The following is a 24345-nucleotide window of genomic DNA, read 5'->3' as shown; positions in this document are numbered from 1 at the left end:
CCCCGTGCGGGAGCTGCTCCGCGCGCTCCCCGCGCGACCGGGCGCCCTCGCCCGGCCCCGCCCCGACTGGCACCGCGCCCCCGACCGCCCCGCCGGCCCGGCGCCCGCCCTCGCTTTCTCCGGCGACCCCACGGCGACCGCGCTGAGCTGCGGGAACCAGAACGTCACCTACGCCGAACTCGACGCCATGACCGGAGGACTGGCCGCCGCCCTGCGGGAGGCAGGGGTCGAACCCGGCGGCACCGTGGGCGTGCTGCTGCGCCGGGGGCCCTGGTCGGTCGCCGCCATCGAGGGCATCTGGCGCGCCGGCTGCGCCTATGTGCCCCTCGACCCCGAACTCCCCGCCGAGCGACTGCGGTACATGGCGCGACAGGCCCGCCTCGCCTGCGTCCTCACCGACGCGGCGACCGCGGCCGACGCCGACGGTCTCGCCCCCGTCCTCCTCGACACCGGCGCCGTCGCCCCCGACGCCGACGGCCCCCGGCACCGGCCCCATCCGAGGGAGCTGGCCCACGTCATCTTCACCTCCGGCTCCACCGGCCGCCCCAAGGCCGTCGGCGTCGAGCACGCCGCCCTCGCCTCGCACGTGGCCGCCGCCCGCGAGCGCCTCGGCATCACCGCCGCCGACCGCGTCCTGGCATTCGCCTCGTTCTCCTTCGACGCCTCCCTCGACCAGGTCCTGCCCGCCCTCACCACCGGCGCGCGCGTCGTCATGCGGCCCGACGAACCGTGGCTGCCCACCCAGGTCCCCGAGATCGTCCAGCGGCACGGCCTGACCGTCGTCAACGTGCCGCCCACCTACTGGGCGGAGCTGACCCTCTCCCTCGACCGCCGGCTCGCAGCCCGGCTGCGCGGCCTGCGGCTGCTGGTCCTCGGCGGCGAGAGCGTCCCGCCCGACACCCTCGCCGCGTGGCGCGCCGCCGTCCCCCACGTCCGCGTCTGCAACGCCTACGGCCCGACCGAGACCACCGTCACCGCCACGACCTACGACGCCGACGACCCGCCCGCCCACACCGTGCCCATCGGCCGGCCGCTGGGGGAGCGGCGCGTGTACGTCGTCGACGGCGACGGCGAACCCGTGCCCGTCGGCGTCGGAGGCGAACTCCTCATCGGCGGCGCCGAGGTGGCACGTGGCTACCTCCAGATGCCCGCCCTGACCGCCGAACGCTTCGTGCCCGACCCGTTCGGCCCGCCCGGCGGACGCCTCTACCGCACCGGCGACATCGTGCGCTGGACAGCGAGCGGGGAACTGGAGTTCCTCGGGCGCCACGACGACCAGGTCAAGATCCGCGGCTTCCGCATCGAACTCGGCGAAGTCGAGACCGTGTTGCGGGCCTGCCCTCAGGTCGCCCAGGCCGCCGCCCGCCCCGCCCGCGCCACCGGCCGCAGCCTGATCGGCTACGTCGTGCCCGCCGAGGGCGCCGACCCGGCCCCCGACCGCGCCGCCCTGCGCGCCTGGTGCGCCCGCCACCTCCCGCAGCACGCCGTCCCCTCGGACTTCGTCGTCCTGGACTCGCTGCCCGTCGGCGTCTCCGGCAAGCTCGACCGCTCCGCGCTGCCCGACCCCGCGCACACCCGAGCCGCCTCCGGGCCCGCCTACGCCGCGCCGCGCGACGAGACCGAACGGGTCGTCGCCGAGGTGTGGGCCGACGTCCTCGGCCTGGACCGGGTCGGACTCGACGACAGCTTCTTCGACCTCGGCGGACACTCCCTGCTCGCCACCATGGCCGTCTCCCGGATCGCCCAGCGCCTGGGCCGCGAGGTGGAGCTGCGCACCGTCTTCGAACACCCCACCGTCCGCGGCTTCGCGCCCGTCGTGGCCGGCTCCCGGGTCCAAGGGGCAGCCGACGTGGCGCCCGTCGACCGCGACCGGCCCCTGCCGCTGTCCTTCGCACAGGAACGGCTGTGGTTCCTGGACCGCACCTCCGACAACGGCGAGTCCTATCTCCTCCGGTACTGCTGGCGGGTGCGCGGCGGACTGGACCGCACCGCCTGGCAGCAGGCCCTGGACGACCTGGTCGCCCGCCATGAGGTGCTGCGCACCGCCCTCATCGAGCGCGAGGGACGCCCCGTCCAGGAGGTGTGCCCGCCGGTCGGCGTCCCGCTGCACTGGGAGCGGGCACCCGAGGCCGCCGAGGGACACGACCGCATGGCCGGACTGCGCCCGCGCGCAGCGGCCTTCGCCACCCGCCGCTTCGACCTCGCCCGACCGCCCCTGCTGCGCTCGGGCGTGTGGGAGCTCGCCGAGGACGACCACGTCGTCCTGATCAGCCTGCACCACGCGGTGACCGACGGCTGGTCCAAGAACGTCCTGCTCGACGAACTCGCCCGGCACTACCACGCCCGCCTGCAGGGCGGGAGCGCCGCGCTGCCGCCACTGCCCGTGCAGTACGGCGACTTCGCCGTCTGGCAGCGCGACCGCGCCGACAGCGGCGCCATGGAGCCCCAACTCGCCTACTGGGAAGCCGCGCTCGACAGCGCGCCCGTGCTCGATCTGCCCACCGACCGGCCCCGCCCCGCCGCGTTCACCGGCAGGGGAGGAGCCGTCGAGATCGACCTGCCCCCCGACCTCGTCGGCCGGGTCGAGGCCCTGGCGCGGGAGCACGGAGCCAGCCGCTTCATGGTGCTGCTGGCCGCCGCGCAGGCCGTGCTCGCCCGCTGGACCGGACAGGACGACATCTGCGTCGGCACCCCCGTCGCGGGCCGCGACCGGCTCGAACTGGAGCCGCTGGTCGGCTTCTTCGTCAACACGGTCGTCCTGCGCACCGACCTGTCCGGGCGGCCGACCCTCGCCGGTCTCGTCGACCGCGTGCGGGACGTCGTCCTCGGCGCCTTCGGTCACCAGGAGGTGCCGTTCGAGAAGGTCGTGGAACGGCTGCGGCCCGAACGCGACCTCTCCCGCAACCCGCTCTTCCAAGTCATGGTCGACGTCCAGGACTCCGCGGGCCGCGGCCCGGCGCTGCCGGGCCTGGACGCCACCGACCTCGCCCTGCCGTGGAGTTCGGCCAAGTTCGACCTCACCGCGACCTTCGTGGTCCGGGACGCCGGGTTCGCCCTCAACGTGGAGTACGCGGCCGACCTGTTCGAGGAGGCCACCGCGGTCCGCTTCGCCGAACACGTCGGACGCCTCCTGCGAACCCTCGTCGACGCCCCGCACACCCGCGTCGACGAAGCGCCCCTCCTCTCGCCGGAGGAGCGGCGCGACCTGCTCGCCGCCGCGGGCCAGGACGCCCCGCCGGCGCCGGCCTTCGCGGTGGAGGGACGACCGGATGCCACGGCCCTCGCCTGCGAGGGGACCACCCTCACCTACCGCGCACTCGACGCCCGCAGCGGGGGGATCGCGGCCGCGCTCGTGGCCGCGGGTGTCACCCCGGCCGATCCGGTCGGCGTGTGCGTGAGCCGGGGTGTCGGAGCAGTCACCGCCATGCTCGCCGTCTGGCGGGCGGGCGGCGTCTACGTCCCGCTCGACCCCCGGCTGCCGGCCCGACGGCTGGAGCACATGCTCCGGGAGGCAGGGGTGCGGCACGTCCTGTGCGACGCGGCCACCCGCGCCACCGTGGACGCCCTGGACGCGCGGCGCGTCGACCTCGACGACGCGCCGCCCCGCACCGACGGCCCGCGCCACACCCCCGGGCCCGACGACCTCGCCTACGTCATCTTCACCTCGGGCTCCACCGGCAGGCCCAAGGCCGTCGGCGTCGCACACCACGCCCTGGACGCCCATGTCGCCGCCGCTCGCGAGCTGTTCGCGCTGACCGACCGGGACCGGGTGCTCACCTTCGCCTCGACCTCCTTCGACGCCTCGCTCGAGCAGATCCTGCCCGCGCTGAGCGTCGGAGCAGGCGTGCACGTGCGGCCCGATGAGATCTGGGCCCCCGAGGAGCTGGCCGAACGCGTCGCCGAGGCCGGGATCACCGTCATGGAGCTCACCCCGTCGTACTGGGCCGAGGTCGTTGCCCGCCTGGACACCCTCACGCCCCGGCTGCGCACCCTGCGGCTGCTGGTGACCGGCGGAGAGGCGCTGCCCGCCGACCCGCTCGAGCGCTGGTTCGCCCACCTGCCCGGCGTCGCGGTCGTCAACACCTACGGGCCCACCGAGGCCGTCGTCTCCGCCACCGCGCACACGCTGCGGGCCCGGCCGGACGGCCGGGTGCCCATCGGACGGGCGCTGGGCAGCCGGCGCACCTACGTCGTCGACGCGCGCGGAGACCTGGCCCCGCACGGCGTGCCCGGCGAACTCCTCGTCGGCGGACCGGAGCTGGCGCGCGGCTATCTCGGCAGGCCCGCCCTGACGGCCGAGCGGTTCGTGCCGGACCCGCACGGCCGACCCGGCGCCCGGGCCTACCGCACCGGTGACGTGGTGCGCCGACTGCCCAACGGGGAGCTGGAGTTCCTCGGCCGCAACGACGACCAGGTCAAGATCCGGGGTTTCCGCGTCGAACCCGGCGAGGCCGAGGCCGTCCTGCGCGCCCACCCCGGCGTGCGCGGCGCGGCCGTCGTCGTCCGCGCTCTGCACGGTGAACCCGCGCTGGTCGGCTACGTCGCCGGGGACGGCCTGCTGGAGGAGTCCCTGGCCGCCCACTGCCGGGCCCAGCTGCCCCACTACCTCGTCCCCTCGGCGTTCGTCCTGCTCGACGCCCTGCCGCTGACCGTCCAGGGCAAGTTGGACGCCAAGGCGCTGCCCGAGCCGGAGACCCGCGAGGCGCCCACCCTGGTGCCGCCGCGGACGCCGGCCGAGACCGTCGTCGCCCAGATCTGGTGCGAGGTCCTCGACCTGCCCCGGGTCGGCATCCACGACGACTTCTTCGCGCTGGGCGGCCACTCCCTGCGCGCGGTGTCGGTCGCCTCCCGGCTGCGCACCGCCTTCGACTGCCCCTTCCAGGTCCGCGACCTGTTCGAACACCCCACGGTGGAGCGGCTCGCCGCCGAGGTGGAACGCCGTCTGCTGGAGCTGATCTCGCAGATGAGCGACGACGAGATCGACCTGTCCCTGACCGCCGAACTCTGACCACCGAGCTCCGCCGCCGAACCTGGACGGCCGCCCGCCGACGCCCGTCCGGTTCGCCACCCGGCCCGCAGCTCTGCCCCTGACCCTGAGATTCGGAGTGCCCTCATGACCACGCCCGACGTGCGCCCCGGCCCCCAGCCCGCAGGCGGAGGCCTCTCCCCGGCCGCCCGGCGACTGCTGGAGCAGCGGCTGCGCGGCCGGTCGGCCGTCCGCGACGACGGCCCCGTCCGCGTCCGGCCCCGCCCGGAGCGAACCCCGCTGTCCCCGGCCCAGCAACGCCTGTACTTCCTGGACCGCCTCGACCCCGGCGCCGCGACCTACCTGCTGCCCGCCGCGTGGCGGCTGCGCGGCCCCCTGGACGTGCCGGCCCTGCGCGCCGCCCTCGCCGACCTCGTCGCACGGCACGAACAACTGCGCGTCGTCTTCCCCGAGCACGAGGGCGTCCCGTACCAGCGCGTCCTGCCGGCCGGCGACGCCGTGCTCGACGTCGTCGACGCGGCCGCGGGAGGAGAAGCGGAGGCCGGCCCGGTCCGCGAGGCGGACGCCGACCCGGTCCGCCAGGCGGACGCCGACCCGGTCCGCCAGGCGGACGCCGTCCCCGTCGGCGAGACCGCCGCCCGGCAGGTGGACGCCGCCGTACACGCCGCCGCCCTGCGCCCCTTCGACCTCGCCCGCGAACCCGCCTTCCGGGCCACCCTGGTGCGCGCGGCCGACGACGACCACGTCCTCGTCCTCGCCATGCACCACATCGTCTCCGACGGCTGGTCCCTCGACGTCCTCGTGCGGGACCTCGCCGAGCTGTACCGGGCCAGGCGCGAGGGCCGCGACGCCGACCTGCCCGAACTGCCCCTGGACTACGCCGACTACGCCCTCTGGCAGCGCGCCGCCGACCAGGGCCGGGCCCTGGACCACTGGACCTCCCGGCTCGCCGGACTGACCCCGCTCGACCTGCCCACCGACCGTCCGCGCCCCGACACGCCCGCCGGCCACGGCGCCGTGCACACCGTCACCCTGCCGGCCGCCCTGACCGACGCACTCGCCGCCCTCGGCCGCACCGCCGGGACGACGCCCTACATGACCGTGCTCGCCGCCTTCCAGGCAGCGCTCGCCTTCCACAGCGGACAGCACGACATCGCCGTGGGCACCGTCGTCGCCAACCGCGAGCGGGCCGAGACCGAACAGCTCGTCGGGTTCTTCGTCAACACCCTCGTGATGCGCGGCGACTTCTCCGACGACCCGACCCCGGCCACGCTCCTCGCCCGCACCCGCGACCGGGTCCTGGAGGCGTTCACCCACCAGTCGCTGCCTTTCGAGAAGGTCGTCGAGGCCCTCAGCCCCGAACGCGATCTCGCCCGCAACCCGCTGGTGCAGGTGCTCTACACGCACACCGAGACCGGCGCAGGCACCCTGGCCCTCGGGCAGGCCGAGGGCGCGCCGTACCGCATCGGGCTCACCACCGCCAAGTTCGACCTCACCCTCGACCTGCGCGAGGGCGCCGGGCGCACCGAACTCGCCTTCGTCTACCGCCCCGACCTGTTCGAGGAGGAGACCGTCGCCGCGCTGGCCCGGCACACCGTGGCCTTCCTGGAGGCGTTCCGCACCCGCCCCGACGCGCCCCTGAGCACCGTCGACCCCCTCACCGCCGCCGAACGCGCCCGCCTGCTCGGCCCGGACGGCCCCGCCCGAAGGACCGACACGCCCGCCGCCTTGCCGCGCACCGCCGCCGACCGGCTCACCGGACACATCGCCCGCACCCCCCACGCGCGCGCCGTCACCGGCTCGGGCCGGAGCCTGACCTACGCCGAACTGGACGCCCAGGCATCCGCGTTGGCGCGGCGACTGCGCACGGCCGGCGTCACTCCGGGCGCCCTCGTCGGCGTCTGCCTCGACCGCACCCCCGACCTCGCCGTCGCCCTCCTGGCTGTCTGGCGGACCGGAGCCGCCTATCTGCCGCTGGACCCGACGCACCCCAAGGCGCGCCGTGAGTACACCGTCACCGACTCCGGCATCGAACTCATCGTCACCGACGCGGCCACCCGCGACGCGGTGGAGGGCCTGCCGGCCCGGCTGCTCGAACTGAGCGCCGCCGAGCGGGACGCCGACGACCCGCACCCCGCGGCGCAGGACACCGCCGGAGCGGGCGCCGCGCCGTCGCCGGAGGACACCGCCCCCGCCCACGACGACCTCGCCTACGTCATCTACACCTCCGGCTCCACCGGCCGCCCCAAGGGCGTCGAGATCACCCACGGCAACCTGGCCTGGCTGCTGGGCGCCGCCGACCGGCACTTCGACTTCGGTCCCGACGACGTGTGGACCCTGATGCACTCGCCCGCCTTCGACTTCTCCGTGTGGGAGCTGTGGGCGCCCCTCGCCACCGGCGGACGCGTCGTCGTCCTCACCGGGGACGAGGTGCGCGACCCGGCCGCCGTGCACCGGGTGCTGCGCGAGGAGGGCGTCACCGTCCTCAACCAGACCCCGGCCGCGTTCAAGGGGCTGCGCGCCCATCTCGCCCAGAACGGGGCCGACTTCACCGACCTCGCCCTGCGGACGGTGGTCTTCGGCGGCGACGCCTTCGACGTGCGCGACTACCGCGACTGGTTCACCGCCCCCGGGCCCCGCCCGGACCTGGTCAACATGTACGGCATCACCGAGACCACCGTCCACGTCACGATCCGCACCATCACCGAGGACGACGTCCACGGCGACGTCCGCTCACCCGTCGGCCGCCCGCTCACCGCCGCCCACGGCTACGTCCTGGACGCCTGGGGCCGCCTCGTCCCGCACGGCGCCGTCGGCGAACTCCACGTGGCCGGCGGGGGAGTGGCCCGCGGCTACCGCAACCGGCCCGAGCTGACCGCGGAGCGCTTCCTCGACGACCCCTTCGGCGCCCCCGGCTCCCGGATGTACCGCACCGGCGACCTCGTGCGCGTCCTGCCCGACGGACAGCTCGCCTACGTCGGCCGCGCCGACCACCAGGTCAAGATCCGCGGCTACCGGATCGAGCCCGGCGAGATCGAGACCGCCCTGCGCGCCCTGCCCGGCGTCGCGGACACCGCCGTGGTGGCCCGGCGCGACGGCGGCGCCGCCCGCCTCGTCGCCCACGTCGTCACCTCCGAGGGCCGCCCCCTGGACGCGCCCGCCCTGCGTGAGGGACTGAGGCTGACGCTGCCCGAGTACATGGTCCCCGCCCTGTTCGTCCGCCACGAACACCTGCCGCTGACCGCCAACGGCAAGGTGGACCGCGCCGCCCTGACCGCCGTGCGCCCCACCACCGCCCAGGATTCGGCGCACGTCCCGCCGCAGGGACCGACCGAGCAGGCCCTGGCGGAGGTGTTCGGGCAGGTCCTGAGCGTGGAGCGGGTCGGCCGCACCGACAACTTCTTCGACCTCGGCGGCGACTCCATCCTCGCCCTGCGCCTGGTCGGCGTCGGCCGGCTCGCCGGGCTCGGCTTCTCCGTCGCCGACGTCTTCCGCGCCCGCACCCTCGCCGACCTCGCCGAACTGGTCACCGACGCCGCCGACGCCCCCGAGCCGGTCGCCCCCTTCTCCCTCGTCGACCCCGCCGACCGGGACCGGCTGCCCGACGGCCTCGCCGACGCCTACCCGCTCACCATGCTCCAGGCCGGCATGCTCCACGAGATGCTCGCCGACCACCGGCGCGGCGCCTACCACAACGTCACCGACCTGAAGATCACCGTCCCCGAGGGCTTCGACGCCGCCGCCTTCCAGTCCGCCGTCGACGCCGTCGTCGCCGCCCACCCGATCCTGCGGACCTCCGTCGACCTCGTCGGCCACCGCGAACCCCTCCAGCTCGTCCACCGCACCGCCCACCTGCCCGTCGGCTACACCGACCTGCGCGGACTGCCCCGCGAGGAGCAGCGCGAGCGGCTGCGCCGGTTCGTCGACGCCGAGTTCGACCGCCGCTTCGACCTCGCCGCCGCCCCCCTCGTCCGCATCCACCTGCACCACGTCACCGACCACGACCTGCGCCTGGTCCTCACCGACTGCCATGTCGTCCTCGACGGCTGGAGTCTGACCTCCCTCGTCGCCGACCTGCTGGCCCTGCACCGCGAGGCGGTCACCCGGCGTACCGCGCCGCGCCCTGCGAGCGTCCCGGCCTTCGCCGAGTACGTCGCCCTGGAGCGGGCCGCGCTCGCCGACGAGGACTCCCTGGCCTACTGGCGCGACCGGCTCGCCGCGCTGCGCCCGGTCACCCTGCGCCGGCGCACCGACACGGCCGCCGTGGACGGTCCGCCGGTGCACGAGGTGCGCCGCTCCTACGCCCACCTCGCGACACGCATCGGACGCCTCGCCAAGGAGGCGGGCGTGCCGCGCCGCACCGTGCTGCTGGCCGCCTTCCACCACACCATGAGCCTGTTCGCCGACCGCGACGACAGCGTGCGGGGCCACAGCATCGGCCTGGTCACCAACGGCCGCCCCGAGGTGCCCGGCGCCGACCGGATGCGCGGACTGTTCCTGAACACCGTGCCGTTCGGCGTGGACCGCCCGCGCGGCGACTGGCTCACCTACCTGAGGGACGTGTTCGGCGCCGAGCAGGAGATGCTGCCGCACCGCCGGGTCCCGCTGGTGCGCATCGCCCGACTGCGGCCCACCGAACCGAACCTGACCGACACCGTCTTCAACTACGTCAACTTCCACCGCCTGGCGCACGACTCCTGGGACGACTCCCTGGAGATCGCCCGCACGATGTTCCCGCTGCTGGTCAACGCCAGTGTCAACGCCTTCACCCTCGACGCCGACCCCGCGTACGTGGCGCCGGCCACCGCCGAACAGGTCGCCGACGTCTTCGTGGCCCAGCTCGAGGCCATGACCGCCGACCCGCACGCCCGGATCCGCCGGCCCGCCGCCACCGGCGCCGCCCGTGAGACGGTCCTCGGCTGGGCGGCGGGCCCGGACCTGCCCTCCTCGCCGCTGCTGTTCCACGAGCACGTCGCCGTATGGGCCGCCCGCACCCCGCACGCGGTCGCCGTCGAGCACCGCGGCCAGACCCTGACCTACGCCGAACTCCACGAGCAGGCCGAACAGATCGCCCGCCGCCTGCGGCTGCTCGGCGTCGGACCCGAGAGCGTCGTCGGCATCTGCGTCGACCGGGGGCCGGACTGGGTACGCGCCGCGCTCGGCGTGCTGCGCTCCGGCGGCGCGTTCGTCCCCCTGGACCCCCAACACCCCACCGACCGGCTCGCGTTCATGGCCGAGGACAGCGGTATGCGGGTGCTGCTGACCCAGCGGGCGCTGGAGGGCGCCGTCCCCTTCGACGGCCCCACCCTCCACCTGGACGTGCCCGCCGAGCCGGTCGGACCGGTGCCGGGCCGTGAGCCCGACGCCGACACCTTCGCCTACCTGATCTACACGTCCGGCTCCACCGGCGTCCCCAAGGGCGTCGCCATCGCGCACGGCGGCCTGTCCAACATGCTCGAAGGCCAGCGCGACCTGGTCGGCCCCACCCCCGAGGACCGGGTCCTGCAGTTCGCGTCCTTCGGCTTCGACGCCTCCATCCTGGAACTGACCTGGGCCCTCGCCAACGGCGGCCGCCTGGTCACCGCACCCAAGGAGGACCTGCGCCCCGGCCCCGACCTGGCCCGCACCCTGCGCGAGGCCCGCGTCACCGGCGGCATGCTCCCGCCCAGTGCCCTTGCCGTCCTCGGCGAGGACACCTTCCCCGACCTGCGCGTCCTCCAGGTCGCGGGCGAGGCCTGCCCCGCCGAACTCGCCGACCGCTGGGCGCGGGGCCGCCGCTTCCAGAACGTGTACGGCCTCACCGAGACCACCGTGTGGTCCGTCGCCGCCGACCTCGCCCCCGGCCAGGGCCGGCCGCCCGTCGGCACCCCGATGCGCAACACCCGCGTCCACGTCCTCGACGACGACCTCCAGCCCGTCCCGGTCGGCGTCCCCGGCGAGATCCACCTCGGCGGACAGGCCGTCGGCCGCGGCTACCTCGGCCGCCCCGGCCTCACCGCTGCCACCTACGTCCCCGACCCCTACGGCGGCCCCGGCGAGCGGCTGTGCCGCACCGGCGACCTCGGCGCCTACCGGCCCGACGGCACCGTCGAATGGCTCGGCCGCCGCGACGCGCAGGTGAAACTGCGCGGCTTCCGCATCGAACTCGGCGAGATCGAGCACGCCCTGCGGCGACTGCCCGGCGTCCGCCAGGCCGTCGTCCTGCACCGCACCGACCTGCCCGGCGGCGAACCCGCCCTCGTCGCCTACCTGGTCACCGACGACTCCGGCCGGCACACCCCCGAGGAACTGCGCGGCGCCCTGCGCACCGCACTGCCCGCCTACATGGTGCCCTCGCGTTTCGTCCTCCTCGACGAGATGCCCGTCAACCGCAGCGGAAAGACCGACCGGCGTGCGCTGCCCCTGCCGCCCGCCGAACTCGACCAGGACGAGACCGCGTACGTCGCCCCCTCCACCCCCGCCGAGCGGATCCTCGCCGAGATCTGGCGCGAGGTGCTGGGCCTGTCCCGGATCGGCGTCCACGACGACTTCTTCCGGATCGGCGGCAGTTCCCTGTCCACCGTCCGCGTGTCCCTGATGGCCGCGGGACGCGGACTGCCCGTCACCGTCGGCGACCTGATCGAACACCCCACCCTCGCCCGCCTCGCCGCCCACGCCACCCGCGCAGTCGGCGCCGGACTGCCCCGGACCGTCACCTCCGAGGTGCGGCTGCGCCAGGGCGACGGCGAACCCCTGTGGTGCGTGCACCCCACCGGCGGCAGCGCCGCCTGGTTCGTGCCGCTCGCCCGCGCCCTGCCGCCCGGCCGTCCCGTCCACGCCTTCCAGGCCCGCGGACTGCTCGGCGGCGTCGACCCCAGCACCGTGACCGGCATCGCCGCCAACTACGCCGCCGAGATCACCGACCGCTCGGCGCCCGGCCCGCACGCCCTGCTCGGCTGGTCCATGGGCGCCAACATCGCCCTGGAGATGGCCACCCAGCTGCACCAGTCCGGCCACCGAGTCGCCCCGCTCGTCCTCATCGAGCCCTACCTGCCCAACCCCGCCGCCCGCGCCCGCCTCGAAGGCGTCACCCGCGACCTGCGCGAGGCCCAGCGCCAGCGCGACCGGCTGCGCGAAATGCCCGACTCCCCGCAGCGCGACCGCGCCACCGCCGAACTCACCGCCACCCTCCTCGGCGCCGGCATGAGCCCGGCCGAGGCCGCCCTCGTCGAAGGCGCCCCCATCGAGGTCTGGCACTCCCTGCTCGCCGCACTCGCCGCCTACGAGGTCCGCCCCTACCCCGGCCACCTCCACCTCGTGGTCGGCAGCGAGGCCGCGAACCTGCCCCGCGGCGTCCCGATGCCCGGCCTCGACGTCGACTTCGACACCTACGTCGAACGCTGGCGGGCCACCGCACGCGACGGGCTCACCCTGCACATCACCGAGGGCGACCACATGTCGATGATGGCCGAGCCCCAGGTCACCGGCATCGCCGGCCTGCTCGCCGCCCTGGAGACCGGAGAAGCCCGATGACCACGTTCGCCCCCGCCCCCACCGAGCGCTACCTCCTCGCCCCCGACCTGGTCGCCGACCCCTACGGCCACCTCGACACCCTGCGCGAGAGCGACCCCGTGCAGTGGAGCCCGCTCCACCACGCCTGGCTCGTCACCGGCTACGACGAGGTCATGCGCTGCCTGCGCGACCGCGCCGTCTCCGCCGACCGGGTCCGCCCCCTGATGGACGCCGTGCCGCAAGGAGCCCGCGAGGACGCCGAGCGCGCCTTCTCCATCCTGTCCCGCTGGATGGTCTTCAACGACCCGCCCCAGCACCGCCGGCTGCGCCAGGTCTTCCAGGAGGCCTTCGCCGCCCGCGCCGTCGCCCGCTACAGCGCCTTCACCGAGAAGGTCACCCGGGCCGTCCTCACCCGCAAAGCCGCTCCCGGCCACAGCGGCGACCTCATGGCCGACGTCGCCAAACCGCTGCCCGCCCTCGTCTTCGCCCGCTGGCTCGGCATCCCGCCCACCGACGGCCCCTCGTTCTGGTACTGGAACGCCCGCGTCGCCGACCTCGTGCTCGGCACCGCCCAGGAGGAGAGCGAGTACCGGGCCTCCCTCCAGGCGCTGGTGAGCCTGGAGGACTACCTCGGCGCGCTCGTCGAACGGCGGCGCGCCGAGCCCGGCGACGACCTCATCAGCCAGGTCCTCGCCGAGGGCCGCGTCGGCGACACCGTCAGCGAGCAGGAGTTCGTCGGCATGCTCACCCAGATGGCCTTCGCCGGCGGGGAGACCACCAGCAACCTCATCGCCAACACCGTCCTGGCCCTGCACATCCGCCCCGGCCAGCTCGCCGCCGTCCGCGCCGAGCCGGACCTGGCCCAGGGCGCCGTGGAGGAGACCCTGCGCCTGGACGGGCCGTCGAAGATGTCCATCCGCACCGCCGCGAAGGACCTCGAACTCGGCGGCCACACCCTGCGCGCGGGCGACCGGATCTTCCTCGTCACCGCCGCCGCCAACCGCGACCCCGCCCGCTTCCCCGACCCGGGCCGCTTCGACGTCACCCGCAGCGGCGCGACCCACCTCGGCTTCGGCTTCGGCGCCCACTTCTGCATCGGCGCCGCGCTCGCCCGCCTCGTCGCCGTGTGCGCCGTGCGCACGCTCGTGTCCGAGCGGCCCGGCCTCGCCCTCGCCGACCCCGCACGGCTCTCCTGGCAGCCGTCCCTGCTCAACCGCAGCCTCACCGCCCTGCCCGTCCACTACTGACCTACTGACCGGACCGCACACGTCCCCCGAAGAGAGGCACCCCATGGCCACGACCCTCGCCGCGGACCGCCCGCGGCTGTGGGCGCCCGCCCGGCACCGTTCCTTCCGCCTGCTGTGGACGGGGCAGGCGCTCTCCCTGCTCGGCGACGGATTCAGCGTCGTCGCCTTCTCCTGGATCACCCTGAGCCTGACCGGCTCCACCCTCACCCTGGGCTACGTCCTGGCCTTCCAGGCCGTGCCCCGCGCCCTGCTCACCCTGGTCGGCGGCACCCTCGGCGACACCTGGTCCACCCGCACCCTCATGGTGGCCTCCAGCTGGACCCGCAGCGCCCTGATGGCCGCCGTCGGCATCGCCGGACTCACCGGGCAGCTCACCGTGTGGATGCTGTGCGCGGCGGCCGCCGCGTTCGGCGCCGTCGACGCCTTCTTCCAGCCCGCCCGCGTCTCCATCCTGCCGTCGGTCGTCGACAAGGACCTGCTCGCCCCGGCCAACGCCCTGCTCGGCGCCGGCGCGCGCACCGCCGCCGTCCTCGGCCCCGCCGTCGGCGGCACGGTCATCGCCCTCACCCAGGCGCCGGTCGCCTTCCTCGTCGACGCCGTCTGCTTCGCGCTGTGCGGACTGTGCGTCGCCCGCATCCGCACCCGCCCCCGGCCCGACACGCCCAAGGCCGCGCCGGAGGAGAAGGGGCCCTCCCTCGGCGCCCGCATCCGCGAGGGCATCACCTTCACTCTGCGCGACCCGCGTCTGCGCACCATCGTCGCCCTCGACACCGCGGTCAACTTCTGTTACGCGGGCCCCTTCACGGTCGGCTTCGCCACCCTCGCCGACCAGGTGCTGCGCGGCGGCTCGGCCACCCTCGGCGTCCTCAACGGCGCCCTGGCCGGTGGCGCGGTCCTCGGCACCCTCGTCGGCGGGGCGGTCGGCGGACGGCCCCGCGTCGGCCTCCTGGTCGCCGGCCTCGCCGGCTGGCTGGGCGCCGGAATGGCCGTCCTCGGCCTCGCCCAGAACACCCCGGTCGTCATCGCGACCGTCCTCGCCATGGGCTTCGCCATCGGCTACCAGGGCGTGTTCGGACTGAGCTGGATCCAGCGCAACATCCCGCAGGACGTCCTCACCCGCGTCGTCTCCGTCGACATGGTCCTCGGCTACGCCGCCGCCCCCCTGTCGCTGATCCTGTGCGGCGCCCTGGCCGGGACGGGACACCTCGCCCTGTTCGGGGTCGTGGCCGCGGTCCTCGCGGTCACCGGGCTCGCCGTGCTCGGATCCCGGGCGGTGCGGGAGATGCGCTGAACCCGCCCGCGGCCCGTTCAGCCCGAGCGCAGGGCGGCCGACCGCGCGCACAGGTCCGCGCGGTCGGCCGCCCCCGTCTTGGTGATCAGGCTGGCGATGTGCTTCTCCGCCGTCCGGGGCGAGATGAACAGCCGATCCGCGATGTCCTTGTTGCTGAGCCGCTCCGCCAGCAGCCGGAACACGTCGAACTCCCGGACCGTCACCCCTTGCGTGCGCAGCTGCTCGGGAATGCCGCTGGTGCCGCTGCGGTGCTGGTGCACCGGGGCGCCCAGACGGCGCAGTCCCGCCCGGCAGGCACCGGTGACGGCCGCGATGTTCCGCTCGTGGAAGTGGTGTTCGGCGCGCCGCAGCCAGCCCACCGGATCCCCCCAGCCGTCCCGGTGCGCGGCGTCCGCGATCAGCCGCAGCCCCAGGTGCTGGGCCAGCGGATACGGCTCCGCCGCCGCCAGCGCCCGCTCCACGGTGGCCGCCGCGTCCGGGCCGGCCCCCTCCCGGCCCAGCAGGACGGCCTCGGCGAGGTGGACGAACTGCCGGTTCCAGCGCATGCGGGCCATCGCCGTCGCCGTGATCTCCGCGTGCCGGGCCCGGTCGGCGTCACCCTCCAGCACGTCCAGCAGGAGCCCCAGTCCGTGGGTGCCGCCGAGATGGTAGGTGGAGGGGTTGTCCGCCTCCATGGCCTGCACCGCCGCCAGCTCCTCGCGGGCCAGTTCCCGGTTCTCCTCGAGCAGCGCGCAGAACGCGCCGGCCAGGCCCCTGGTGAGCGGTTCCTCCTGCGAACCGGCCCCGTCCCACTCGGTGAACGCCGCCAGCGTCGCCTCCATGGCCTGCCGGTCACCGCGGTGGGCCTCCAGCGTGGCCTGCGCCATCACCACGTACCGCACGGCCGGGGCCAGCCGCAGCCGGCGCACGACGGCCAGGCACTCCGCGGCGGCCGCACGCGCCACGTCGTTCCGGCCGCGCAGCACGGCGTCCAGGACGAGGATGCCGTCGACGGTGTGCACGATGTTCACCGAGCCCAGCCGCAAGGCCTCCTCACGGGCCGACAGCAGCCCGCCGGTGTCGCCCTCGGCCAGCCAGGCGTTGCCGCCCATGCGGGTCGCCGCGTACATGCGCTGCAACGGCAGCCGGTGCCGCTCGGCTGCCGACATCGCCTGTCCGAGCATGGCCTCCGACTCCTGCGGATCCCGCTCGCGCGCGACCGTGGCGAGCAGTTCCCAGGCCTGGCAGGCGACGATCGGCAGCCCGTGGCGCTCGGCCGTGTCGGCGGCGGAACGCGCCAGCTTCTCCGCGTGCTGGGTCCGGTCGGGGCCGGGGGTGTCCAGGGCGAGGTAGGCGGCGGTGACGTCCACGGCCGCCGCGGCGGCCTCGTCGGGGCTGCCCGTCAGCACCTCGCGGGCGCGGTCCACCTGCCGGTTGCCGTCGCTCCACCGCCCCGCCGTGTGCGCCACCTTGGCCAGCCGGGCGTGCAGCGTCGCCAGCCGGACGGGGCTCAGCCCTTCTCCGCCGAGCGCGTGCAGGTCGTCGGCCAGGTCGAAGGCGCGCGCGAAGTCACCGGCCTCGGCGAGCGCGGGGAGCAGGTTCTCCAGGGCGGCGGCCCGCGCCTGCGGATCGCCCCCCTCGGCGAGCAGCGACTCGGCCCGGCTGAGCAGGGTCACCGCCGAGTTCAGGGCACCCGCGGCCAGGGCGCGGCCGCCGGCGTCGGCATAGAGCAGTCCCGCCTCGACCCGGTCGCCGGCCTCGCAGCGCAGACCGGCCGCCAGCGCACACCAGTCGCCCTCCAGTGCCGGGTGCAGCTCTTCCACGGCCTGGGCGCCCCGCCGGGCCAGCTCCGCGCGCCGGCCCGGCGTCATCTGCGTGAACAGGGCCTCCAGCGTGGGGGAGTGGCGGAAGGAGTACCAGTCGGGCGCGGGTTCGTCGGGGACCACCAGGCGGGCGGCGACACCGGCGTGGAGATGGCCGAGCAGGGTCCGGTCGTCGACCCCGGTGACACGCTGGAGCACCGAGAGCGGGAAACGGCGGCCCAGGACCGCGGCGGCCGACATCAGCGTCAGCCCCTGTGCGCCGAGCCGGTCGATCCGGCGCAGGATGCCGCGCGCCAGCGTTGAGGAAACGTCACGGCGCAGATCGCCGACGGCACGCCAGCCACCGGGACCGTGCACCAGGGTGCCCGAGCCGATCATGGACTGGAGCAGTTCCTCGACGAGGTAGGGGCTGCCCGCACTGTCCTCCCACAGTCGGTCGTAGACCTCGTCGGGGACGTCGCCGGGGCTGTCCACGCCGAGCTGCGCGGCGACCACCTCGTGCACCTGCGGCCGGGACAGCGGCGGCAGTTCCACCACGGTGGCGGCCCCGCGGCGGCGGGCCGACTGCGCGAGGTCCAGCGCGTCGCTGATGTCGGTGCGCACCGTCGCCACCAGGAGCACGGGCGTGTAGGTCAGGTTGTCGACCAGGTACTCCAGGACGCCGAGCGTCTCGGGGTCGGCGTCGTGCAGGTCCTCCAGCAGCAGCAGCTGCCCCTGGCCACGACCGGCCGCGATGAGCAGCCGCAGCACGGCCTCGCCGAGGATGACCATGGAAGTGCCGTCGCGTTCCCCGGTGTCCCAGTCCGGGATCAGCCGCCCCAGCACCGGACGGTAGGGGCCGAGCGCGAGGTCGTCCATGGGATCGCCGCCGCGGAACAGCGACATCAGCGCCTCGGTGAGCGGCCGGAACGGCACGGCGGGACCGGTGGTGCTGCTCCGGCCGCGCAGCACCCGCATCCCGGAACCCACTGCCTGGCCCACCACCTCCGCCGCGAGCCGGGACTTGCCGACCCCGGCCTCGCCGACCAGGAAGACGACGCTGCCCATGCCCTGCCTGGCGTCGGCCAGGGAGCGCTCGAGCTGGGTGAGGTGGAGGTCCCGCCCGACCAGGGAAGGCGCATGGGAACGCATGAACGCTGATGATAATCGGCCGAGTCGGCCGGGGGCAGGCCGCGCCGGTGCGAGGCCGACCGCACGTGTGCGGCAAGGAGTCGGGCGTGTGCGCGCGAGCGGACCGGCGACCGCTCGCGGCCGTCCGGCAACGCCGCGGCGCGGGCCCGCCGTGGCGAGCCCGCGCCATCACGTGGAACAGCGGGTGGATGCGGGGTCAGTTGGGGGCGGAGACCGAGGTGTCCAGGCTGCTCAGCGTGATGACGATGCCGCTGGTGAGGACCATGCCGGCCAGCACCCGGGCGCGGGCGCAGGCGCGGTTGCGGCCCGAGAGGGTGATGCCGCCCACGACGTCCCGCTCGGTGTGCGCGGTCTCGGCGGACTCGACGGCGGTGAACTCGGCGGAGTCGGAGGCGGCGAGGTGCTGGTCCATGACGGTGGTCCCTTCTGGTGTCCCGTGTGGGCGCGCGGTTCGGATCCGGGGAGGTGCCGTGGTGCTGACGAGCGCGGGTGCGGGTGGTGCGGGTGTGACGGGTGGAGCCAGTGGCACGGAGGTGCGGGCGGGTCAGTGGTCCGGGTGGTGCAGGAGCAGGACCGACGGGACGGTCCCGGGGTGGGCCAGGCGGAGCAGCCCGTAGCCGATGCCGGCCAGACCGGTCAGCAGACCGGGGGACGGGACGTGGTCGGGGGTGGCGCAGCGGTGGCCCTGTGCCTCGACGAGGGCGAGGACCTGACCGGTGTGCCGTCGCAGCGCCGACCGGGCAGTGCTGTCGCCCTGCCCGGCCAGGACGGTCAGGGCCTCTAGCCGGCCGAGGACGCCCTGGGCGAGGCTGAGGTCGGGACCGATGGGAGCGTCCGCGAGCCGCACGGAGGCTTCGAACAGGCTTGCGTCGTCCGGCGGTGCAACCGGGTTCGGCAGCCCGGCGACGGCCCGTCCGGCCAGCCCGTGCGACCAGGACAGGTCCGCCGGATCGCCGTGGCGCGCACCGGAGTCCAGCAGGGCGACGGCCGTGCGCTCGGCGCGGGCGGCGCGCTCGGGACGGCGGCTTGCGTAGCGCCGCAGCGCCCAGGCGATGCCGTCGGCGCCGTCGGCGAAACCGGCCGACGACGGGAGGCCGGAACCCACCACGGCGGGCGTGACCGGGCCCTGCCTACGCGCCTGCGGCAGCAGCAGGTCCGCGACCTGGTCCGCCAGCCGCAGCGCCGCCGGATCACCGGTGGCCTCGTACGCGGCGACCGAGGCGGCCAGGGCTCCCGCCCGCCCCCGTGCCAGACCGGAGTCGGCGCAGGCCGCCGCCGCGTGCCCCAGGGCGGTGAGCGCGTCCGGCAGACACGCCCGCAGTCCCTCGTCGAGGAGCCCCGCCAGCCGGACCAGGGCGTACACGATCCCGCCGAGTCCGTCGTAGGCGCCGGGGCCGGCGGCCTCGCTCAGCCGGGGGTCCTCGGCGAGCGCCTTGAGCAGGGCCGGCAACGGACGCACCGCCTCGCGGGCCGCCGCGCCGTAGCGTCCCGAGCCGGTGAGCGCCTCGGTGTGGGCGAGGAACAGGGCGACTCCGCAGTAGCCCTGGGCCAGGCCCGCCCCCATCGGCAGGACGGCCCAGTGGTCGCCCGACACCCGCTCCAGACCGATCCAGTTGGTGCGGGTCCCGCCGCGGACCGCGCGGGCCGCGATCTCGTCGGCGATCCCGCAGGCGGCGGCCAGCAGCCGGGACGGGTCCGGCGCCACCGGCGGCACGAGGGCCGGTGCGAGCTCGGACCGGGGGCGGTCCAGCGACGAACTCGCCACGCGCACCGCGAGGGTGGCCGAGATGACCCACTCCTGGTCGAGGCAGTCGACCTCGTCCATGCGGCCGATCTTCTCGCGCACCGCGGTCACGGCGGCCACCGGCAGGATGCCGGGCAGGCGGGCACCGGCGTCGGCGATCACGGCCGTGCCGGTGGGCCGGTGGGTGAAGAACGGGACGTCACCGCGCCACAGCGCCGCCGTCTCGTGCTCGGTGAGCCGCTCGCGCGCCGGGTCCTGCGCGGACTCCGACCACAGCACCGCGAACACCCCTTCCCGGGCCAGGGCGTCGCCCAGCAACGCGGGGTGGGTGGACTCCTCAAGGAGGGCGGCGTACAGCCGGGTCGCGCGGGCGATGAGCCGGGCCGGACGGTCACCCCAGCGGGTCAACGGGCCGTCCTCGCCGAGCAGTTCGTCGCGGTGGGCGGCGATCGCCGCGTAGGCGGCGCGGAACCCCTCCAGCAGGGCCGCCGTGTGGTCGGTGACGGAGAGAGAAGTGCCGTGCGGCAACGGGTGGTTCTGGGCGGCGGGGCTGGCCAGCGGCCCGCGCACCGCCCGCATCGTGTCCAGTCCGCTGTCCTCCCAGCGCAGACCCTCGCTGGGGAAAGTGCCGTCGGTGTCCCGGCCGAGCGCGGAGATGTCCAGCGCGCCGTGCTCCCCGATGAGCAGGTGCGGGAGCAGGCAGGTGCGGTGGACGGAGGCGGCCAGCGCGTCCGCCGCCGGGTCGGCGCCCGCCGTGAGGGCCTGGCCGAGACCGGTGTGCAGCAGCGTCTCGGCGTCCACCAGGACCGGCTGGTCACCGTACGCGATGACGTTCTCGTAGTGCATGTCGGCGCCGTCCACCGCGTACAGCAGGGCCAGCAGGGCGCCTTGGCGGCGGTAGAAGGTGTCGGTCTCCGTCACCGAGGAGCACCAGCGGTGCTCGACGAACTCCAGCCAGCCGTGGGACTCCCGGCGCAGCGTGCGCGGGGTGCGCAGTCCCAGACCGGGGACCTTCGCGTTGAGCCAGGAGACCAGGTCGTCGAGTAGGGCGTGCTGGTCGAGCGGACGGGGCTTGTGGACGAGGCGGCGCCCGTCCGCGAAGTGCAGGATCGCCACCGACCGGTTGCCCTGGTGGGCGTCGCCGCGGCCGAGGTCGACGCGGACCAGCCGGCCCGGCGTCCGGCCGTCGAGGAGAGCGGCGACCAGGTCCGCGCGGTCGGACCGGAAGCGGGCGACGAGTTCGGCCGTGGCCTCCGTCGCGTCCAGCGCGGTCCGGCTCAGCATCCGTGCCAGGACCGGGTAGGCGGTGAACAGGTCCGACAGTCCGCGCCGGGTGCCGGCCGCCGCGACGAACGAGGCGAACCGCTCGCGCGGGCCGGCGCCCGCCAGGCACCGGGAGCGCCGGGCCCGGTGCAGTTCCTGCGTCAGCGTGCGGGCGGCGAGCCGGACCAGCTGGTGGGTCAGACGGCGGGTGAACGCGTCCCGCCACACGGTGGCCTCGGCCTCCGGGACGCCGGCCGTCAGGTCCGCGAGGCGGGCGGTGGCCACGGCGACCAGGGGCCGCACGGCCGGCGCGAACGCGTCGGGACCCTCGCCGCCGACCTCGACCTCCGGCAGCCCTTCGGGCGCCGCGGCCAGCACCTCCTCCGCGTACGACGCCCAGTCGGGCTCGACGGCCCGCTCCGCCAGACGCTCCGCGGGCTCGGCTGCCAGGGCCGCCGCCGTGGCGCCGTCCACACCCAGCCGGTCCAGCCGGAGGGCGAAGCCCTCCGCGTCGCCGACCGTCCAGGGCAGCGGCCCGGCGGCGCCGGTCGCGGCGGCCGGCCCGGGGAGCCCGGGGGCGGCGAGCCGCTCTGTCAGGGTCAGCGCCGGGGCCCACCAGGCGGCGGGGAGTCCGGTGCTCCGGGAGGTCGGGAGGCTGGCGGTGTCGGTCACGAGAAAAAGGTCCCAGACCCCCCGCGCCCCCACATGGGTAACCGTCCCCCATATTCTCCCCGGCCCCTCCCCACGGGCGGGGGACAGAGGGGGACGGCGCGAGCAAAGCGCACAGGGGAGGGCATCCCCCTACGGGCGCGCGTGACGCGCGGCCCGCGGGCGCGAGGGGCCGTGCGGGCACGGGAACGGTACCCGGAAGGGCGCGCGTCCCCCAGCGGAGGCCCCGGAGAGCCGGTCGGCGCCCCCCTGGGCCTCCGCTGGGCCGTCACCCCGCCCGACCGCCCGCCCCACCCCCACGCCCCGGGCGCACCCGGCGCGCAAATGTGGGGTCCCTCTACCGATGCCCCGGCGGTCACGGGGACGGCACGGTGTTCCAAGTCCCCACGCCAGACCGCCCGCTCAGCCGAAGGGGCGCACGAACTTCCAAGGAGCAGCAGATGGGAGCACCCGTACCTGTCAGTGTGGTCGCACTCGACCCGGTGCTGGAGGCAGGCATCCGCGCGACCCTGCTCGTCCGGCCCGAACTGACCGTGTGCGAGCCCGCCGACGCGCGGGTCGCCGTTCTCACCGTCGACCGCCTCGGTCCCGCCGAGCTGGACACGGTGCGCGCCACCCGCACCCAGCCCCACCGCCCCGCCGTCGTCCTGGTCGCGGGCACCCTCGCCTCCGGAGACGTCCTGCATGCCCTTGCCGCCGGCGCCCGGGGCCTGTTGCTGCGCCGCGAGGCCGACGCCTCCCGCCTCGCCCACGCGGTGCTGGCGGCCGCGCGCGACGACTGCACTCTGCCACCCGGCCTGCTGGAGGAACTGCTGGACCAGCCGGAAGCTCCCGTGCGCGGCTCCGGCGGCTGGAGCGAGGGCATGCTGTCCGAGCGGGAACGGTCGGTGCTGCGCCTGGTGGCTGACGGCCACGAGACGGCGGAGATCGCCCAGCGGCTCGCCTACTCGCCCCGCACCGTCACCACCGTGGTGCACGACATCACCCGGCGCTTCCGGCTGCGCAACCGTGCCCACGCGGTCGCCTACGCGCTCCGGGCGGGCCTGCTGTGACCGCCACCCTGACGGAGCCGCCCGTCACCGCGACGTCCTCCGGCACCACGGTCACGACCACCCCCGCCGTCCTGGTGCGGGTCGTGCCGGCGCCGGGCGCGGAACGGGTCCGCGCGCTCGCCGAACGCGCCGGACTCCGGTCCGCCGCCGACGAGCCGGCCCTCTGCGCCACGGTCACCGTGATCGTCGCCGCCGACGCGGACCGGGCGTTGCGCGCGCCGCGCCCGCACGGGCCCGTCCTGTTCGTCTGCGACAGCGTCGCCATCGAGGACCGGCGACGGGTCCTGCGCGCCGGAGCGGTCGTCATCGGCATGGCCGATCTGGACGAGGAGAGCCTGCTCAGGGCCGTCCACCGGGCTGCGTACCCCCATCCGAGCATCCCCTACCCGGAGTTGTCCGGAGCGCTGAGCACCCGAGGCCGTGCGGACGGTCCGACGCGCCGCAGACCGCCGGCCCTGACCGCACGGCAGACGTCCGTGCTGCGGCTCATGGCCGAGGGCCACGGCAACGCGGACATCGCGCTGCTCCTCGGCTGTTCCGAACACACCGTCAAGAACGTCATCTACGAGCTGATGACCCGGCTCCAGGCCCGCAACCGTGCCCACGCGGTCGCCCACGCGGTACGCCAGGGCCTGGTCTGAGCCCGGTCCGGTCCCGGTCTCCGAACCTCGTCGGGGACCAGGGCGCTCACGACGCGGGGCACGGGAACGCGCGGACCCGGTGCGGGGGCGCCGGGGGCCGGCCACCCGTCGCCCCGCGCGGTCGTGCGAGCTGCGGTGGCCGGTACAGGGCCGGGATCACGCCGACGGAAGCAGACGCGGCTCGATCCGCTCCTCCACGGCCCGGCCGTCCTCCCGCCGCACCACGTACGCCGCCTTGCGCGGCAACTCCGCCACGGCCTCGATGAGTCGGGTGCCGCGGTAGACCAGGCCCACCCCGTCGTCGGTGCAGTGGGCCTCGGTGAACGTGCCGTCGGCGACCAGCCGGTGCAGCAGCGGGCGGCGGCCCTCGTCGGAGTCGTAGTGCACGCCGTTGCCGTAGGGGAGCAGCGCGAGTCCGTCGGTGACGGCCCGCAGGTCCGGGCCGAAGGAGTCGGTGGTGCCGCCCTGGTACCAGCAGATGGAGCCGGCGCTCACCCCGGCGAGCACCACCCCGGACCGCCATGCGCGCCGCATGATCGCGTCCAGGCCGTGGACCCGCCACACGGCGAGCAGGTTGGCCACCGAACCGCCCCCCACCCACACCACGTCGTGCTCGAGCACCGTGGTCTCGACGTCCTCGACGTTGGGCATGGGGAACAGCTGGAGCGGAGTGAGGTCGTAGCCCGCCACCCGGGCCGCCTCGGAGACCCGTGCCGTGACCATCTCGGCGTCCCCCGCCGCCGTCCCCACGTGCAGGATGCGCGGCCGTCGGCCGTGCACGCCGGAGAGGTCGACCGCGTGGTGCACCAGGGCGTCGAAGAGCACCCTCGTACGTCGGCCGGGGCGGAAGCCGCCTGAGGTGGCGACGATGGTGGGTTCGGGCGCTGTCACGGGCGTGATCGTATCCCGGTCGCCTCGGTGGAGAGCGTGCGCTGTTCGTGAAGGCGGCGTGCGGGCCGGACCTCTCGGGACGCGGCGCCTGGGTGCTTGTTGCACGACTCCGACGAAACGCCGACAGCGCGGCGGG

General features: G+C 75.4%; 10 protein-coding genes. 6 read left to right on the top strand and 4 right to left on the bottom strand.

What is annotated here, in order from left to right; all coding sequences use genetic code 11:
* The 4 genes from ACF1AG_RS33865 to ACF1AG_RS33850 form a co-directional block, all read left to right on the top strand.
* Positions 1-5008 (top strand): amino acid adenylation domain-containing protein (locus tag ACF1AG_RS33865; protein WP_391810973.1); only part of this gene is annotated, 5008 nt, incomplete at its 5' end.
* Positions 5009-5113: 105 nt separating this feature from the next.
* Complete coding sequence (locus ACF1AG_RS33860) at positions 5114-12499, top strand: amino acid adenylation domain-containing protein (protein ID WP_391810972.1); 7386 nt, start codon at positions 5114-5116, stop codon at positions 12497-12499.
* Entirely contained in the window at positions 12496-13725 is a 1230-nt protein-coding gene (locus ACF1AG_RS33855) for a cytochrome P450 (RefSeq protein ID WP_391810971.1), read from the top strand. Before ACF1AG_RS33860 ends, ACF1AG_RS33855 begins: the two co-directional genes overlap by 4 nt.
* A gap of 43 nt (positions 13726-13768) precedes the next feature.
* On the top strand, positions 13769-15016 hold the full coding sequence (locus ACF1AG_RS33850; protein ID WP_391810970.1) for an MFS transporter: 1248 nt from the start codon (positions 13769-13771) through the stop codon (positions 15014-15016).
* Positions 15017-15033: 17 nt separating this feature from the next.
* On the opposite strand, the gene ACF1AG_RS33845 is transcribed toward ACF1AG_RS33850, so the two are convergent.
* The 3 genes from ACF1AG_RS33845 to ACF1AG_RS33835 all read right to left on the bottom strand — a co-directional run bounded on the left by ACF1AG_RS33845 (position 15034) and on the right by ACF1AG_RS33835 (position 21628).
* Positions 15034-17949, bottom strand: a complete 2916-nt coding sequence (locus ACF1AG_RS33845; protein WP_391810969.1) for an AAA family ATPase — start codon at positions 17947-17949, stop codon at positions 15034-15036.
* A 196-nt stretch (positions 17950-18145) separates the two neighbouring features.
* Entirely contained in the window at positions 18146-18361 is a 216-nt protein-coding gene (locus tag ACF1AG_RS33840; RefSeq protein ID WP_359599752.1) for a hypothetical protein, read from the bottom strand.
* Between the two features lie 132 nt (positions 18362-18493).
* On the bottom strand, positions 18494-21628 hold the full coding sequence (locus ACF1AG_RS33835; protein WP_391810968.1) for a type 2 lanthipeptide synthetase LanM family protein: 3135 nt from the start codon (positions 21626-21628) through the stop codon (positions 18494-18496).
* Positions 21629-22065: 437 nt separating this feature from the next.
* Between ACF1AG_RS33835 and ACF1AG_RS33830 the strand changes: the two genes are divergently transcribed.
* On the top strand, positions 22066-22677 hold the full coding sequence (locus tag ACF1AG_RS33830) for a response regulator transcription factor (RefSeq protein ID WP_359599754.1): 612 nt from the start codon (positions 22066-22068) through the stop codon (positions 22675-22677).
* Positions 22674-23318 carry a response regulator transcription factor gene (locus ACF1AG_RS33825; protein ID WP_359599755.1) on the top strand — a complete coding sequence of 215 codons (645 nt, stop codon included), beginning with the start codon at positions 22674-22676 and terminating at the stop codon, positions 23316-23318. The genes ACF1AG_RS33830 and ACF1AG_RS33825 overlap by 4 nt, the downstream gene beginning before the upstream one ends.
* Before the next feature lie 156 nt (positions 23319-23474).
* On the opposite strand, the gene ACF1AG_RS33820 is transcribed toward ACF1AG_RS33825, so the two are convergent.
* Positions 23475-24209 (bottom strand): Type 1 glutamine amidotransferase-like domain-containing protein, encoded by a 735-nt coding sequence (locus tag ACF1AG_RS33820; RefSeq protein WP_391810967.1) that lies wholly within the window; start codon positions 24207-24209, stop codon positions 23475-23477.
* Between the last annotated feature and the right edge of the window lie 136 nt (positions 24210-24345).

The organism is Streptomyces sp. NPDC014764 (assembly GCF_043082785.1).
GTDB lineage: Bacteria > Actinomycetota > Actinomycetes > Streptomycetales > Streptomycetaceae > Streptomyces > Streptomyces althioticus.
This window is presented reverse-complemented; position numbering and strand designations above follow the sequence as displayed.